Annotated in this window: 16 protein-coding genes and 1 tRNA gene; 12 read left to right on the top strand and 5 right to left on the bottom strand. The window is 53.4% G+C overall.

Annotation, left to right across the window (positions count from 1 at the left end; translation table 11 throughout):
• Positions 1-278 precede the first annotated feature (278 nt).
• From JYE50_RS00170 to JYE50_RS00140, 7 genes are all read left to right on the top strand, one after another.
• On the top strand, positions 279-1,187 hold the full coding sequence (locus JYE50_RS00170; protein ID WP_084095874.1) for a sugar ABC transporter substrate-binding protein: 909 nt from the start codon (positions 279-281) through the stop codon (positions 1,185-1,187).
• A 148-nt stretch (positions 1,188-1,335) separates the two neighbouring features.
• The gene (locus JYE50_RS00165) at positions 1,336-2,853 is read left to right on the top strand and encodes a sugar ABC transporter ATP-binding protein (protein ID WP_179138324.1); all 1,518 of its coding nucleotides are present in this window, start codon (positions 1,336-1,338) and stop codon (positions 2,851-2,853) included.
• Positions 2,850-3,806: an ABC transporter permease gene (locus JYE50_RS00160; protein ID WP_084095873.1), complete on the top strand. Its 957-nt coding sequence runs from the start codon at positions 2,850-2,852 to the stop codon at positions 3,804-3,806. The genes JYE50_RS00165 and JYE50_RS00160 overlap by 4 nt, the downstream gene beginning before the upstream one ends.
• Before the next feature lie 91 nt (positions 3,807-3,897).
• Positions 3,898-4,581 carry a D-lyxose/D-mannose family sugar isomerase gene (locus JYE50_RS00155; protein WP_084095872.1) on the top strand — a complete coding sequence of 228 codons (684 nt, stop codon included), beginning with the start codon at positions 3,898-3,900 and terminating at the stop codon, positions 4,579-4,581.
• 18 nt (positions 4,582-4,599) lie between these two features.
• Positions 4,600-5,700: a carbohydrate kinase family protein gene (locus tag JYE50_RS00150; protein ID WP_084095871.1), complete on the top strand. Its 1,101-nt coding sequence runs from the start codon at positions 4,600-4,602 to the stop codon at positions 5,698-5,700.
• Positions 5,701-5,712: 12 nt separating this feature from the next.
• Complete coding sequence (locus JYE50_RS00145) at positions 5,713-6,561, top strand: class II fructose-bisphosphate aldolase (RefSeq protein WP_084095870.1); 849 nt, start codon at positions 5,713-5,715, stop codon at positions 6,559-6,561.
• A 15-nt stretch (positions 6,562-6,576) separates the two neighbouring features.
• Positions 6,577-7,089, top strand: coding sequence for a methylated-DNA--[protein]-cysteine S-methyltransferase (locus JYE50_RS00140; RefSeq protein ID WP_084095869.1), 513 nt, complete (start codon positions 6,577-6,579; stop codon positions 7,087-7,089).
• A 73-nt stretch (positions 7,090-7,162) separates the two neighbouring features.
• On the opposite strand, the gene JYE50_RS00135 is transcribed toward JYE50_RS00140, so the two are convergent.
• A complete protein-coding gene (locus JYE50_RS00135; RefSeq protein WP_084095868.1) occupies positions 7,163-8,059 on the bottom strand; it encodes a helix-turn-helix domain-containing protein in 897 nt (298 codons plus the stop codon).
• Between the two features lie 211 nt (positions 8,060-8,270).
• Here JYE50_RS00135 and JYE50_RS00130 point away from each other — a divergent pair.
• Together JYE50_RS00130 and JYE50_RS00125 are read left to right on the top strand one after the other, a co-directional pair.
• Positions 8,271-8,347, top strand: a tRNA-Arg gene (locus tag JYE50_RS00130).
• 72 nt (positions 8,348-8,419) lie between these two features.
• On the top strand, positions 8,420-9,568 hold the full coding sequence (locus JYE50_RS00125) for a DUF4317 domain-containing protein (RefSeq protein ID WP_084095867.1): 1,149 nt from the start codon (positions 8,420-8,422) through the stop codon (positions 9,566-9,568).
• Between the two features lie 56 nt (positions 9,569-9,624).
• Here JYE50_RS00125 and JYE50_RS00120 read toward each other — a convergent pair whose 3' ends face one another.
• Positions 9,625-10,674, bottom strand: coding sequence for a M42 family metallopeptidase (locus JYE50_RS00120; protein ID WP_084095866.1), 1,050 nt, complete (start codon positions 10,672-10,674; stop codon positions 9,625-9,627).
• 142 nt (positions 10,675-10,816) lie between these two features.
• On the opposite strand from JYE50_RS00120, the gene JYE50_RS00115 reads away from it, so the two are divergent.
• Positions 10,817-11,044 carry a hypothetical protein gene (locus JYE50_RS00115; protein ID WP_084095865.1) on the top strand — a complete coding sequence of 76 codons (228 nt, stop codon included), beginning with the start codon at positions 10,817-10,819 and terminating at the stop codon, positions 11,042-11,044.
• Between the two features lies 1 nt (position 11,045).
• On the opposite strand, the gene JYE50_RS00110 is transcribed toward JYE50_RS00115, so the two are convergent.
• The 3 genes from JYE50_RS00110 to JYE50_RS00100 all read right to left on the bottom strand — a co-directional run bounded on the left by JYE50_RS00110 (position 11,046) and on the right by JYE50_RS00100 (position 13,625).
• On the bottom strand, positions 11,046-11,447 hold the full coding sequence (locus JYE50_RS00110; RefSeq protein WP_084095864.1) for an acyl-CoA thioesterase: 402 nt from the start codon (positions 11,445-11,447) through the stop codon (positions 11,046-11,048).
• Between the two features lie 98 nt (positions 11,448-11,545).
• Positions 11,546-12,409 (bottom strand): AraC family transcriptional regulator, encoded by an 864-nt coding sequence (locus JYE50_RS00105; RefSeq protein WP_084095863.1) that lies wholly within the window; start codon positions 12,407-12,409, stop codon positions 11,546-11,548.
• A gap of 37 nt (positions 12,410-12,446) precedes the next feature.
• Positions 12,447-13,625, bottom strand: coding sequence for an iron-containing alcohol dehydrogenase (locus tag JYE50_RS00100; protein WP_084095862.1), 1,179 nt, complete (start codon positions 13,623-13,625; stop codon positions 12,447-12,449).
• A gap of 213 nt (positions 13,626-13,838) precedes the next feature.
• Between JYE50_RS00100 and JYE50_RS00095 the strand changes: the two genes are divergently transcribed.
• Positions 13,839-15,062: an endo-1,4-beta-xylanase gene (locus JYE50_RS00095; protein ID WP_084095861.1), complete on the top strand. Its 1,224-nt coding sequence runs from the start codon at positions 13,839-13,841 to the stop codon at positions 15,060-15,062.
• 33 nt (positions 15,063-15,095) lie between these two features.
• The gene (locus JYE50_RS00090; RefSeq protein WP_084095860.1) at positions 15,096-15,812 is read left to right on the top strand and encodes an SDR family NAD(P)-dependent oxidoreductase; all 717 of its coding nucleotides are present in this window, start codon (positions 15,096-15,098) and stop codon (positions 15,810-15,812) included.
• The last annotated feature ends 17 nt before the right edge of the window (positions 15,813-15,829 follow it).

Genomic DNA, 15,829 nt, shown 5'->3' with positions numbered 1-15,829 from the left:
CCCGTATCTTTAGACGCTGAAACCGGAACATCGTTCCATCAGTTTATACGATGAAGGTATCAGCACGGTCAGGAAAACAGGTATATTTTTTATCTACCCTCTTTGAGATTGTATCTGAAAAAGTCTTGTTTTTCAACCGTCCCAGCGTTTCATGCCTGATCCGGTACAGGATTGACATTTCCTGCCAGTACCGATAGAATGAGATTAACAGCGGTAGGAAAACCGCGAGATAAAATTCATAGTCAGGCAGAAGAATCTGCCAAAAGGAGGGTTTCTCTATGAAGAAACTGGTTGCTCTGATTTTGGCGCTCGCCCTCACCCTGGGCTGTGCCGCGGCATTGGCTGACAAGATCGGCTATACCTGCATGGATGGTACCAATCCCTTCTTCGTTGCCCTGGAAAGCGCAATCCGCGAGGTTGTGGAAGCCAACGGCGACGAACTGATTTCCCTGGATCCCCAGAACAGCAATGAAAAGCAGATTGCCCAGATTGAAGACATGATCTCCAATGGTGTTGTGGCTATGTTTGTCAACCCCGTTGACAAGGACGGCATCATCGCCGGTCTGGATAAGCTGAAGGAAGCCAACATCCCCATGTTCGGTTTCGATACCGAAGTGGCCGATATGTCCTACCTGGTCACCTACGCCGGCTCCGATAACTACAACGCCGGTAAGGTCTGCGGTGAGGATCTGGTTGCCAAGCTGCCCGAAGGCGGCCCCATCATCGTGCTGGATTCTCCCACAATGCAGTCTGTTGTGGACCGTACCAACGGATTCCTCGATGCCATCAAGGACAAGGGCTTTGAAGTGGTCTTCCAGAAAGACTGCATGGGCAACCAGGAACAGGGCAACCTGAACGGCACCGACGCTCTGACCGCCCATCCGGAAGCCGTCGCTATCTTCGGCGGCAACGATCCCACCGCCCTGGGTGCTGCCGCTGCTGCGGAAGCCGCACAGTCCAAGGCTCTGATCTACGGCGTTGACGGTTCTCCCGACATCAAGGCCCTGATCGCGGAAGGCAAAGTGACCGGCACCGGCGCACAGTCCCCCATCTCCATCGGCAAGACCATCGCCGAACTGTACTACAAGTGGAAGGCCGGCGAGACCGTTGAGGAACGCTATCCGATCGCTACCTTCATGATCAACTCTGACAACATCGCTGAATACAACAACGGCGGCTGGCAGTAAGCTGTAACAAACCAATCCTTTGAGCCGGCCTTCCCTTCACAGGGAAGGCCCGGCAGTCGCAAGGGGCTTTGTTCCACGGGGGCAAAGCCCTTTTCTGGATGTGATCCTCTTTTCCGGATATCCTAAGCAAAAATGGTGGTGATACTGAGTGAGCGAATACCTGCTCGAAATGAAAGGGATCTCCAAATCCTTTCCGGGCGTCAAAGCGCTGCAGAATGTGGAATTTCAGCTGAAAGCCGGTGAAATTCATGCTCTCCTGGGTGAGAACGGCGCCGGAAAATCCACACTGATCAAGGTGCTGGGCGGCATCTACATTGCGGAGGAAGGCGAGATCCTCATTGACGGAAAGCCCGTAGTCATTGACGGTGTCCACGCGGCCCGGGAAAACGGTATCTCGATTATTCACCAGGAACTGGTCCTGGTTCCGCATATGACAGTCGCAGAGAATATCTTCCTTGGCCGGGAACCCATGGGCAAATTGGGCGTAGATTACAGGAAGATGGCATCCTCCGCGCAGGAAATGCTGGATAAATTCGACCTGGGGATCAGCGCTACAGATGAGATTTTTGATCTTTCCATTGCGCAGCAGCAGATGGTGGAAATTGTCAAAGCCATTTCCTTCAACTGTCGGATCCTGGTCATGGATGAACCCACCTCGTCCATTTCTGACCGTGAAGTAGCCCAGTTGTTTGAGATCATGCGCAATCTCGCGTCCCAGGGCGTAGGCATTATCTATATCAGCCATAAGATGAGTGAGCTGAATGAGGTTTGCGACCGGGTAACAGTACTGCGGGACGGCATGTATGTCGGTACATGCGTTGTTGCGGATACGCCCCGGGATGAGCTGATCACCATGATGGTGGGCCGCGAACTGAATCAGTACTATACCCGCGATCATGTAAAGGACACGCCGGTTTTCTTCAGGTGTGAGCATATTGATGACGGAAAGAAACACCATAAGCGGGTAAACGATGTTTCGTTCGAAGTGCGGGAAGGCGAAATCGTAGGCTTTGCCGGGCTGGTCGGCGCGGGACGCAGCGAGACAATGCAGTGTATTTTCGGGCTGACGAACACCTCCACCGGAACCATTACGCTGGAGGGAAAGCGGCTGAATATACACAGCGCCGTGGATGCCATGAAATACGGGATCGCTATGGTGCCGGAGAACCGGAAACTGGAGGGCCTTTACCATATTCAGTCCGTAAGCTTCAACACCACCATAGAGGTGTTGCAGGAGATCATTCATCATCTGCGGGTCAATGACAAGCGTGAGCATGAGATCACCCAGGAGTTCATTGATAAGATGCAGACAAAGACGCCCTCGCATGAACAGCGGGTTTCCAACCTGTCCGGCGGAAACCAGCAGAAGGTCATGATCGGACGCTGGCTGGCCACGAAGCCGAAAGTGCTGATCCTGGATGAACCGACCCGCGGTGTGGACGTAGGCGCCAAGGCAGAAATCTACGAAATTATGAACGAACTGACCAAGCAGGGCGTAGCCATTATCATGGTTTCTTCGGAACTGCCGGAGATCATTAATATGGCAGACCGCGTCTATGTCATGTATGACGGCCGGATTACCGGCTGCATTGATTATGAAAACGTCAGCCAGGAAGCGATCATGCAGCTCGCGACCCTGGAGACAGCAGGAGGGGCCAAAGCATGAAAGGCATTAAGAAGTATCTGAGGGATAACCTGGGAATCATCCTGGCCCTGGTCGCCATGATCCTGTTCCTGTATGTATATCCGAAGACCCATTCAACGTTCCTGACCACCAATAATATCTTCAACGTCCTGCGGCAGAGCGCCACCAACCTGATGCTGGCCTGCGGCATGACAATGGTCATCATCCTGGGAGGCATTGACCTCTCCGTAGGTTCCATCATCGCAATGTCCGGCGTGCTGGGTGCGGCAGCGGTGGTATGGCATGGCCTGCCGGAAATAGTAGGCATCCTGATCGCAATCCTGTCCGGTCTGCTCTTCGGCCTGCTCAACGGCACGATCATCGCCAAAACGAAGATCCCGCCCTTTATTGTGACACTGGCCTCCATGAACATTGCCAAAGGCATCGCGTACGTCTACTCGGGCGGCAAGCCGATCCGCTGCATGACAGACACGTGGAAGTTCCTCGGTGCGGGCAACGTGGCCGGCATTCCGACGCCTGTGATCACCATGTTTATCGTGTTCGTCGTTGCGGTGCTGTTCCTGAACCGTTCCAGGATCGGCCGGCATATTTACGCGGTAGGCGGCAATGACACGGCAGCTAAATTCTCCGCCATCAACACGGCCAAGGTGAAGCTGATCGTTTACTCCTTCAGCGGCCTGATGGCCGGCCTGGCAGGCATCACGATCGCCTCCCGGCTTTACTCCGGCACCTGCACCTCCGGTGACGGTGCGGAAATGGACGCCATTGCGGCGGTCGTCGTCGGCGGCACATCCATGTCCGGAGGCTCCGGCAAACTGGGCGGCACCCTGATCGGCGTACTGATCATCGGTATCCTGAACAACGGCCTGAACCTGATGGGTGTCAACTCCGACTGGCAGTACATCATCAAAGGCGCCGTCATCCTTTCGGCTGTCTATATGGACTTCCTGCGCAACCGCAAGAAAGCCTCCTGATCACCGCAGCCATTTACCAAAAGCCGCCGTGCCCCGTCTGGCGGCTTTTGGCATCTTTTAAAACCACCTGAGTGAAAGGACACAATACCGGATGAAACGTTCCGAGATTAACGCCTGTATCAGGGAATTCGAAGCTGTTCTGCGGGAGCATCGTTTCCAGCTGCCGCCCTTCCTTCATTTTGCCCCGGCTGACTGGCAGACAAAGGGCAGTGACTATGATGAAATCCGCGATAACCGGCTGGGCTGGGACCTGACAGACTTCGGCAGCGGAAACTTCCGCTCCTGCGGCATGTACCTGATCACCCTGCGAAACGGTAATCCGCATATGGACAAGTATTCAAAGCCCTATGCGGAAAAGATCATGATGCTGCGGGGCGGGCAGACCTGTCCCTGCCATTTCCACTGGCATAAAACAGAGGATATCATCAACCGAGGCGGCGGCAATGTGGTTTTCCGCCTGTGGAACGCGGGCTCTGACGAACTTCCGGACCGCCAGTCACCGGTGACCGTCTACCGGGACGGAAGGAAGTATACCGTCCCTGCCGGATCTGAGATTGTGATCAGGCCGGGCGAAAGCCTGACCCTGTATCCCGGCTGCTATCATGAATTTACCGTCAGGTCCTGGGAATCTTATGCTCTCATCGGCGAAGTTTCCATGTGCAACGATGATGAGGAAGATAACCGTTTTGAAAAACCGGTGGGACGTTTCCCTGCCATTACAGAGGACGAGCCGCCCTACAGGCTCCTGTGCAATGAGTATCCGCCTGCGCGCTGACAGAAAACGGGAGGAAGCATGAAAAAGATCATTTCTGCAGGCCACATCTGTCTGGATATCACCCCCGTCTTCCCGGCCGGAAAGCAATATGACAGCCTGTCCTCCCTGTTGATTCCCGGAAGGCTGGTCCAGATGGAAGCAGCCGATGTGCATACCGGCGGAAGCGTAGCCAATACCGGTCTGGCGCTGAAACTGCTGGGTTGTGATGTCACCCTGATGGGCAAGGTCGGTGATGATTCCTTCGGTATGATGATCCAAAGCATTCTGTCCCGTTACGGAGCGGGCGGGCTGCTCGTGGATCCAGGCAGTTCCACCTCCTATTCCGTGGTACTGGCGGTCCCCGGCCTGGACCGGGTCTTCCTCCACAGTCCGGGAGCAAATGATACCTTCACCGGATCGGATATTCCGGAAGAGGCCCTGGAGGATGCCGTCCTGTTTCATTTCGGCTATCCCCCGCTGATGAAGCGTACCTGGGAAAAAGACGGAGCTGAACTCATTTCCCTGTTCCGCCGTATGAAGCAGAAAGGCATAGCCACAAGCCTGGACCTGGCTGCCGTGGATCCGAATTCTCCTGCTGGAAAAGCTGACTGGCGGAAAATTCTTGCCGGCGTGCTGCCCTATGTCGATTTCTTTGTTCCCAGCTTCGGGGAGCTTTGCTGGATGCTGGACAGGGAGCGGTATGACCGGCTGTCTGCGGAAGGCCGGGACATGACAGACAGTCTGGATATGGAAAAGGAAGTCCTTCCCCTGGCTGAACAGCTGCCGGAGATGGGCTGCAGGGTTGTCGTCATCAAATGCGGCACCAGTGGCATGCTGCTGCGCACGGCTGGTAAGGAAAGCATTTCCGGGATCGGTTCCCGGCTGGAACTGGACACAGAAGCCTGGAGCGGTCAGACCATACTCCAGCCCTGCTTCAAAGCGGATATTGTCCGCAGCGGGGCAGGCGCCGGGGATACCAGCATAGCCGCTTTCCTGGCGGCGATTCTGAACGGCCGGAAACCGGCGGACTGCATTGCCCTGGCATGTGCGGAAGGCGCCTGCTGCGTCACCACCTATGATACTCTCAGCGGCCTGAAGCCGCTGGATGAACTGGAAGAAAGAATCCGCAGGGGATGGTAAGGAGGAAACCCGATGCTTGTCAACATGAATGATGTCCTGCTTCCCGCAAAAAAAAGGAAATATGCCGTCGGCTTTTTCAACGCGGTCAACGTGGAGATGGCCCGCGCCATTATCGAAACTGCAGAGGAACTGCACGCCCCGGTCATGATCGGTACAGCGGAGATCCTCCTGCCCGCCATGTCGCTGGAACGTGTCGCTGAATATCTGATCCCCATGGCTGCTAAAGCATCCGTTCCGGTCTGTGTCCACTATGACCACGGTCTGACTTTTGAAAAGTGCATGGAGGCAATAAAGCTGGGTTTTACTTCTGTCATGTATGACTGTTCCACGGAAGAGTATAAGGCCAACGTGACCAAAGTCGCTGAAATGGTTCGGATCTGTCATGAGACAGGAGTTACTGTGGAAGGCGAGCTCGGCCACGTCGGCGACAATGAAGGAGCCGGGAAGCTGGCCAATCCTTCGGATTATTTCACCGATCCGGAAGTCGCCGCTGATTTTGCCGTCCTCACCGGAATTGATTCCCTTGCCGTGGCAGTAGGCAACGCACATGGGGATTACAAATTCCCGCCCAGGCTGGATTTCGGGCGTATTGAAGCCATCGCCGGGAGCACCGGTCTGCCCCTTGTGCTTCACGGCGGCAGCGGCCTGTCCGACTCTGATTTCCGCACAGCTGTACAGAAGGGCATCTGCAAAGTGAATATCTTTACGGATATCGACAAAGCCGGAAAAGCCGGCATTGAAGAAGGCCTGAAAGCCGGAGCTTCCTCCATAACGTCTCTGATTCCCTATGAGATTGAAGCTATGAAGCGGGTTGTCAGGAACAAGCTGGAACTGTTCGGCTCCGTCGGACGTATCAACTGAGTACGGGAAACAGACATGGATTACACATACTCCTATCTTTCTCCCCTGGGCGGCATCACCCTGGCCAGTGATGGGAATATCCTGACAGGCCTGTGGTTTGACGGGCAGAAATACTTTGGCAGCACGCTCCCTGCCGTGCACAGGGAGCAGGCGCTGCCTGTTTTTGATGAAACCGTCCGATGGCTGGATATCTATTTCAGCGGGAAGATCCCGGATTTCACCCCGCCGCTGGCACTGCCGGCCTCACCGTTCCGTAAAATGGTATGGGAAATCCTGCTCACCATCCCCTACGGCCGGACAATGACCTACGGCGAGATCGCGGCTGAAGTTGCCAAACGATCCGGTACCTGCCGGATGTCCGCACAGGCGGTAGGCGGCGCGGTGGGCCGCAACCCCATCTCCCTGATCATTCCCTGCCACCGTGTCATAGGCGCGAGCGGCAAACTGACCGGATACGCCGGCGGTCTGGACAAAAAGATCCGCCTGCTCCAAATGGAACAGACGGTACTGCGCAGTTCAATCCCTTAAGAATGGTATCGAAAACCTATACCTTTGATTGATAATATATTCATAACATTTTTCCTCCTTCCGGCAATCTTCATCATTCTTCGGATGATTCGACAAAAGGACTGCTGATTAAATACAGTTCAAATTTTTCCCGTTCCTTCTGATCCAGTTGGATTTCTTTATAGTATTTATCCCATTCTTCTCTGGGGATCTTTGTTGAGTCAAACTTTTTGCTGAAACAGAGATCATACAGTTCCTTATGTTTTTCGTTCTGACGGATATCCACATAATCATAATCATTAAAGAATGCATATTCAGAAGGCATATCTGTCAGGAACTCTTTCCGTGCATAATGCCCGCTCGTGTATCCTCTTTCCATGATTTCAGCGAGCTCCGGAATCCTCCATTCGCTTCCCTGTTTAATTGCGGTACGGATCTTACCCCGCCTGATCCATTGTCTTACTGTTGTTGCTGTCACACCGTATGCCTGGGCAAATTGTTCCACAGTCAATAGTTTTGTCTTAACACGCAGCAGCGTAAATACGGTATCTGTAAGTACAGCAACCGTATCATCCTTATAAATATCAAATGAACTGGTATGTGACATTTTCAATACGATACCGGTACTGTGAATATCATATAAATACTCCCACCAGTCCTCCAGTTTGTTCGGAAAAGTTCTCTTTTCCACTTCAGTTCTGAATTGTTCTATCAGCCTTTTGTATCTGTGATAAAACTCAGGAGAATGTCTTGCATTATCCTTGCCTTCCTTATTGATCAGCTTTATTCGCCGATCGATCTCATCCAGCAGTTCTGCTTTGGTCCGTATAGCGTTTTCGTTAAAAACCTGTCTTTTTTCTTCATCGGTGATCAACTCATCTGCATCAAGCTGCTCGTCTCCGGCGATAATAATTCCTTCTTCCAATCTGCTCAGATCAACCGGTTTTCCGTTTAATTCCATCAGATTATCCAGCACTCCACAGTAAGCCATTTTTTGAGCTCCTTTTAAATTCGTATTGTGTCAATACAAAGTCTGAATATATCATAACACACTTTTGTATTGCGTCAATACATTTTATATTTTCTTCACAAATTATTTATGTTATGCCTTTTGTTTGGGATCATATGTTCGATCTTTTCAATAGCCAGAAGATTGACAAAACCATTGTATATTAATATAATTTCAGAGTTCCTCATTTTCTGCCCACGTAGCTCAGTTGGATAGAGCGGCCGCCTCCTAAGCGGCAGGCCAGAGGTTCGAATCCTCCCGTGGGTGCCATATAAAGCCGGTTGTCCTTCATGGGTAACCGGCTTTATGTTTATCTATTCAACGAAAGGACCGTCCTGAAACATGAACCAGCGTGACCTTGCTGAAATTAAACGGAGGCTGAATCCTGACAAGCGCAACCCCTCCCTGATCTGCGGCTGCTATATTGACTATATCGGAAATCCGATCACAAGTTTTTCAGTCCCTGTCGCTTCCCTGTATGAGCAGGAAAACGAAAAATACATGTCCATCTTCAAAAAAGTGCTTTCCGGCCAGCTTGGGCAGGCACTGAATCCGATCGCCCTTCCGGCGGAAAGCTGCGGCCTTCTCATGAAGGTCCGGGATACCGGAATGAGGGATGAAGCGGTTATGCAGGAGCTCTTCACCAAACTGATCTCCGGCATCCGTGCGGAACATCCCGACATGCAGTCTGTCGAGGATGCGCAGACAGCGGATAACTGGCTGATCCTGCTGCTCCATGACGATCTGGATGTCCGGAAACGTGATACAAACGATGAGATCGATTATGAGAATTCCGACCGTTCCTTCAGCTACTGCCTCTGTGCCGTCTGCCCGGTAAAGCGGGACAAGCCGGCCCTGAGATATGTCCCCGCGGACGGTCTGTTCCATGAGCGGCCGCCGGAATGGCTTGCCGGCGTGCCCGTGATGGGTTTTCTCTTCCCGCTGTATGAAAGCGGTGCCGCGGATGTGAATAATCTGCTCTTCTTCAGCAGGGACTGCAACGATGCGCATGAAGCCTTCCTGAAGGCTGCTTTCAACGCCGATGCGGTGATGCCCGCCGTGGAGCAGACGGAAAACTTCCAGTCCCTTCTGGCCCAGACGCTGGGAACTGAATGCTCCCTGGATGTGGTGCAGGAAATGCACGAGGTCGTTTCCACCATGATCGAGGAACAGGAAAAGGACGCTGAGCCGCTGATGCTCTCCAAGCAGGATGTTGCCCGGGTTCTGACGGACGGAGGCGTATCTCCGGAACGGGTTGAGGCATTCCAGGACGGGTTTGACAAAACCTTCGGAACCGGTGCGGCACTTCCTGCGGTAAACGTGGTAACGCCCAAACAGTTCAAGGTGGACCTGCCCAGTGTGTCCATCAAAGTCGATCCCAAACAGGCGGATCTTCTCGAAACCCGGGTCATTGACGGCCGCAGTTACCTGCTGATCCCGATTGACGGAGATATTGCGGTGAACGGCCAGCCTGTCTTTGCGAATAAATAACCACAGCCATAGCAAATGCCCCTTCCTTTCCGGAAGGGGCATTTCTTCGTCATTGTTCAGTTTTCAAGCGCGTAGGCGATCAGCAGGCGCAGGGTGTTTTCCGCGCCCCGCCTGTGACTGCGTTCGTAGCCATGGGACGCGTATACGCCCGCGCCGATCAGACCGTGGCGAAGATCATTTCCGGCGCCGAGTGTTGCTTCCACGTCGCTGCCATAGCTCGGATAGATATCAACGGCATAGTCAGCTCCGCTTTTCTTCGCCGCTTCGATCAGTCCTGTCACAACCGGATAGCTGTAGGGTCCGCCGCTGTCCTTTGCGCAGATAGATACCTGTCTCTCCGTACACTGCAGCCCCTCACCGACACAGCCCATATCCACGGAAATAGCTTCGGCACAGCAGTCCGGAACATTGCCGGCACCGCCGTGTCCCACTTCTTCATAAACAGTAATGTGTGCATAGATGGCGCGTTTCAGTGTGATCTTTTCATCCCGGATATATTTGGCCAGTCCCAGCAAAATACCGACGCTCAGCTTATCATCCAGGAAGCGGGATTTGATATAGCCCGTGTCAGTGATCCGGACATTAGGCTCGAAGCAGACGATATCGCCCACCGCGATCCCCAGCTTTTCGGTATCCTCCTTTGATTTGACATTCTCGTCCAGCACGACCTCGCAGGTATCCCATGTGCGTTTGGTGTCATTGTATTCCTTGTTGACATGCAGGGACGCGTTGCAAAGCTGGAAAGTACCCTCACAGATCTTTCCGGATTTTGTGACAACGCGTACGTTTTCCGTCTCGGCATTGTTCGGGTTCATCCCGCCCAGGTTGGTCAGCCGGAGCCGTCCGTTCCCTTTCACTTCCGCAACCATGCCGCCCAGCGTGTCCGTATGGGCTTCCAGCAGCAGTCCGTTGTCCTCCTCAGCCGGACCGCCCAGGAATACCAGTACGCCGCCCTTCCGGGTCAGTCTGGCGTCAAAACCGAGTTTGGCAAATTCATCCCGGACCCACGCCGCAGCGTTCTCGGTATAGCCGGTGGGAGAATCTATATTCAGGAGTGTTTCCGTTTCCCTGACCAGGAAATCGGTGTATTGAGTCAGGTCTTTCATATCCGTAATCCTCTCTTTGCTGTATAAACTGTCCGATCCTGATTATATCACAACCGGACAAGGCGCGCACTGCCCTGCGGACTTGTATTCTGTCCCGTAAAATGATAGAATACCCTGCGCCTGAGGAAAGGAGTGGATGCTCATGGCCAAGTTTGTTCCCAAGGATAAGCTGAGCAAGAAGGCTCAGAAGGAACTCAACCGCCAGCGGCGGGTCACCTGGAATTTCAGCCCGGTAACCAAAGCCGTTGACAGCAAAAAGATTTATTCGCGCAAGCGAAAAGCCCGGAACGGTGATGATTATTTTCCGGGCTTTTTTCCTGGCCTGATGGACCTCTCCGAGTTTCCCCGCACCAACGGCGGAATTCAGTAACTCAGGGGTTTTCCTTCCGGCGGTCGATCGCCTCGCAGAACTCCGGCATAACCTTTTTCATCCGGACAAACCTGCCTTCGCGGTCCAGGAATACATGCTCCGACGAGCCGGAAAAGACCGGTTCCCCGTTCACCCGCATATCATACGTCATCGTAAGCACAACGCCGTTGAAATTCCCGACCTCTGTGACGATTTCCACTTCATCGCCGAATGTGCATGGCTTCAGGTACTTGATGTTCATTCCCTTTACCGGGGACAGGACGCCTTCCGCCTCCATCCGCTTGTAAGGAAAACCGATTCTGTCCATAAACTCGATCCGGGCTTCTTCCATCCAGTGAATATAATTGGCATGATGGGCCACGCCCATCATATCCGTTTCATAATACTGCACCTTATGTTTCATAAATACCTCCGTCCGGGATCGGTATGATTGACTTCATCCGATAGCGGGTATGATTATCAGTCCATGAAAAAAGCGGCATCACGCCGCTTTTTTCTGTCCTACCGCGGCAGCAGCAACGCCCGGTACTCACCCGGGGACATTCCCTTTTCCGTATGAAAAACCCTGTTGAAGCTGGAGATGCTCTGGAAACCGGAAAGCATGGCGATCTCTGTCAGCGTCATGTCTTTATCAGCGAGCAGTTCCGCGGCTTTCTCCAGCCGGATCAGGTTCAGCCATTTGCTGTAATTCAGCCCTGTCACGCTGCGGAAGATCCGCGAGAAATAATCCTTGCTGATCCCTGCCATTTCCGCCATGGCGCCCTGGGAAAGATCATCCGCTGTCAGATTGTTTTTAATATAATCTGTCACCATGAGCATCCTGCGCATCACTGTGTCCGTATAGCTGTAGGGATCCCCGCTCCTGATCTCCGGGGCAAACTCCTCCCGGTGTTCATCCAGCGTCAGCATGAACTCCATCAGCAGCATACAGCACCGCAGTTCCCGGTCCGCACCGGATGAAAAGAATATTGTCTTCATCTTTTCCGCGATGGATCTGAGTCTGCCAACCAGTTCCGGATGCGCTTTGATGCACAGCACATGCAGGTTCCGGTAGAAATGCATGATCCGCTGCAGGTCAAACAGCGTATTCATAAAGGCATTGCTGTACTGGATCACCAGTGATTCTTTCCGGTCTGCGTCAATAATGGCATGCATTTCCGTAGGCCAGATCAGCAGGAAATCCCCTTCAACCAGCTCATAGGTCTTCTGGTTGACCATGAAAATATTGGTTTTTCCCGGCCCCACCAGGAGAATCTCCCCATAGGAATGCCAGTGCGCCTGGTAACTGCGCTTCTCGTATCCTGTGGACAGGTTAAAGGCGCTGACACGGTCGAACCCGTAGTTTTCATATTGACTGTAATCCATACTGCCTGCTCCCGGTTGTTTTCCTTAAGGGTGTCCCTTACATACTCGCCCTGTAGATCGCCAGCATATCTTCTTCATAAAGCAGCCTTGCGGAACCCATGGAGCCGCCGACACCGACCGCGCACTTATGCGCCATGGTCACAAGGTCTTCTTCCGTGGCGCTGACACCCAGCTCCCGCAGGTTCGTGGGCATATGGATCCTCCGGTAGAAATCCTCCATGGCTTCGATACCTTTCAGAGCAATCTCCTCATCCGTTCCTTCAGGTTTAACGCCCATCACGTTAACGGCAAACCGCTTGAATCTGGGCAGGCAGTTCCCGCACACATACCGGGCCCAGCTTCCCCAGATGGCCGCCAGTCCCGCCCCGTGGGCTACGTCATACAGGCCGCCCAGCTCATGCTCCAGTTTGTGTGTCATCCAGTCCCCGCCGTCGTTTCCGCATCCGGTCAGGCCGTTATGCGAAAGACTTCCGGCCCACATGACCTCCGCGCGGGCTTCATAGTTTTTCGGGTCCTTCACCAGGATCTCTGCGTTCTCCATCACCGTACGGATCAGGCCTTCCGCTATGGAATCCGTAATCTCCATGTTGCCGCCGTTCGTAAAGTAGCGTTCCATGGTATGCATCATAATATCGGTACAGCCGCAGGCGGTCTGATAATCCGGAAGGGTCATCGTCAGTTCCGGATTCATGATCGCGAATTTCGGCCGGCAGTAATCACTGCTGTATCCCCTCTTCACGAGGCCTTCTTCCTTCGTGATGACAGAAGAATCGCTCATCTCACTTCCGGTGGCCGCAATGGTCAGGATCACGCCCAGGGGAAGGCAGGCCGTAGCTTTCCGCTTGTAATCATAGAAATCCCATACGTCGCCTTCATTGGTCGCGCCGTAACCGATCGCCTTTGCGGAGTCGATGGTGCTTCCGCCGCCTACAGCAAGCAGGAAATCAACGTTCTCTTTTTTGCAGAGTTCAATGCCCTCATATACAAGGCCCAGGTGGGGATTCGGCACCGCGCCGCCCAGAGTCACATAGGGGATCCCGGCTTCATCAAGATTATCTGTCACCCTTTTCAGCAGGCCGGAGCGGACAACGCTTCCGCCGCCGTAATGGATCAGGACCTTTTTGCCGCCGAATTCACGGATCAGGGCAGCCGTCTGTGCCTCTGTATTTTTACCGAATACCACCTTGGTGGGGGTATAGTACCGGAAATCAAACATATGTTTTTCCTCCTGTTCTGATCGTGGAAAATGAAGAATGAAATGAGAAACTGCGCTGGTTATATTGTAAAACTTAGAGTAAACTTTAAGTCAAGGATTTCCGGTGCCTGGATTTCACAAAAAGTAGCAAGTCATGCGTCAAAAAATGGGAAGCCTTTCCCTTCCTGTCTGAAATACAATAAATTGAAATCATGAAACCGGAGGGAATGTGTTATGAGTCAGGCTCCTTTAGCTCACCGTCAGGCAAATGCCCGCCTGCGTGTCCTGAACCCAGACGGAACCCCTGCTGTCCGCCGGGAAGTCAGCGTTGACCAGGTTTCCCATCAGTTCCTTTTCGGCTGCGGTGCTTTTGATGCCGTGGAGCTGATGAAAACACAGGATGAAAAGAAACAGGCTTTCCTTCGGGAAAGGATGGAAAAATGGCTGGCATTGTTCAACTACGGCACCCTTCCCTTTTACTGGGGCCGTTATGAGCCGGAAGAAGGCAAACCTGCTTTCCGTGAAACCATGGCCGCCGCGAAATGGCTCCGGCAAAGCGGCGTACAGGTGAAGGGTCATCCGCTGTGCTGGCACACCGCCTGTGCCCCCTGGCTTCTGAAGTATTCCAACGAAGAGATCCTGCGCCGTCAGCTTGAGCGTATTCACAGGGATGTGACCGCATACAGGGATACCATCGGCCTGTGGGATGTCATCAACGAAGTGGTGATCATGCCGGAGTTTGACCGGTATGACAACGCCATCACCCGGATCTGCAGGGAAAAAGGCCGTGTTGGGCTGGTAAAGGAAGTCTTTGCCGCCGCGAAAGAGTGTGATCCCAACGCAGTCCTGCTCATCAACGATTTCAACACAAGCGAAGCCTACGCGCATCTTATCCAGGATCTGCTGGAAGCGGACGTACCGATCAGTGCCATCGGCATCCAGAGCCATCAGCACCAGGGATACTGGGGGCTGGAAAAGCTGAACCGGGTACTGGAACGCTTCTCCCGTTTCGGTCTCCCGATCCATTTCACGGAAAACACCCTGATCTCCGGTGATATCATGCCTGCGCACATCGTTGACCTGAATGACTGGCAGGTGGATGAATGGCCCAGCACGCCCGAAGGTGAAGAACGCCAGGCCCGTGAGATTTCGGAAATGTATTCTGTTCTGTTCGCCCATCCCCTGGTGGAAGCCATTACCACCTGGGATTTCAATGACGGCTGCTGGCTGAAAGCCCCGTCCGGTTTTGTCCATGAAGGCAACACCGAAAAGCCCTCTTATGCCGCCCTGAAGAACCTGATCCACGGAGCATGGGAAACCCATGAAACCCTGGTGACCGATGATGATGGCTTCCTGGTCTTTACCGGCTATAAAGGAGATTATCAGCTGAAAACCGCCGCCGGAAGCGCCGGTTTCGCCCTGAATGACAATCTGGAAAGCACCCTGTCCCTGACCTGATGGATCCCGCTTCCAAAAAGGAGATGACAGATCATGTCACAGACTGTTCTGATTACCGGCACAGGCAGGCCTTATGCCCTTGGTTTTAACCTGGTAAAGCGTTATCTGGAGCACGGAGACTGCGTGTTCGCGTCTGTCCGGCGTCCTTCCGAAGCGCTGGAAGCGCTGAAATCCGTATATCCCGGTATGCTGCACATTCTCACAATGGACATATCCTCCACGGAATCGGTGAATGCCGCCGCCCGGGAAGCGGAAACACTGACAGATCGCCTTGACCTGATCATCAACAATGCCACTACCGCTTCCGCCGACACGATGAAGGAGCTTCCGGATTTCGACCTGGACCTGATCGCGCCTGCTGTGAACGTCGGGGCAGTCGGGCCGGTCCGGGTACTGAAAGCGTTCCTGCCGCTGCTGAAAAAAAGTACGATGGGCGCGCTTGTGGTGAATATCTCTTCCGAGGCCGGAAGCATCGGAAAATGCTACCGCACCTTCTATCTGGATTACGGTACGGAAAAGGCAGCCCTGAACATGCTTACCATGACCATGCATAACTACTTCAAAAACGATCCGGACCTGAACATCATCTGTATTCATCCCGGCTGGATCCGGACAAATCCGGGCAATCATGAAGCCCCGCTGGATCCGTATGAACACGCGGAAACCCTTCGGTGCCTTTTCGAAACGAAGCGGCATGACAAGGAAGGGCCGGTATTCATCACCCATACCGGTGAATCTTATCCCTGGTAAACAAACACATTCAGCTG

Origin of the sequence: Aristaeella lactis (genome assembly GCF_018118585.1) — a bacterium.
Taxonomy (GTDB): Bacteria; Bacillota; Clostridia; order Christensenellales; family Aristaeellaceae; genus Aristaeella; species Aristaeella lactis.
The sequence above is the reverse complement of the archived record's forward strand: the minus strand, read 5'-3'. Positions and strand labels throughout refer to the sequence as shown.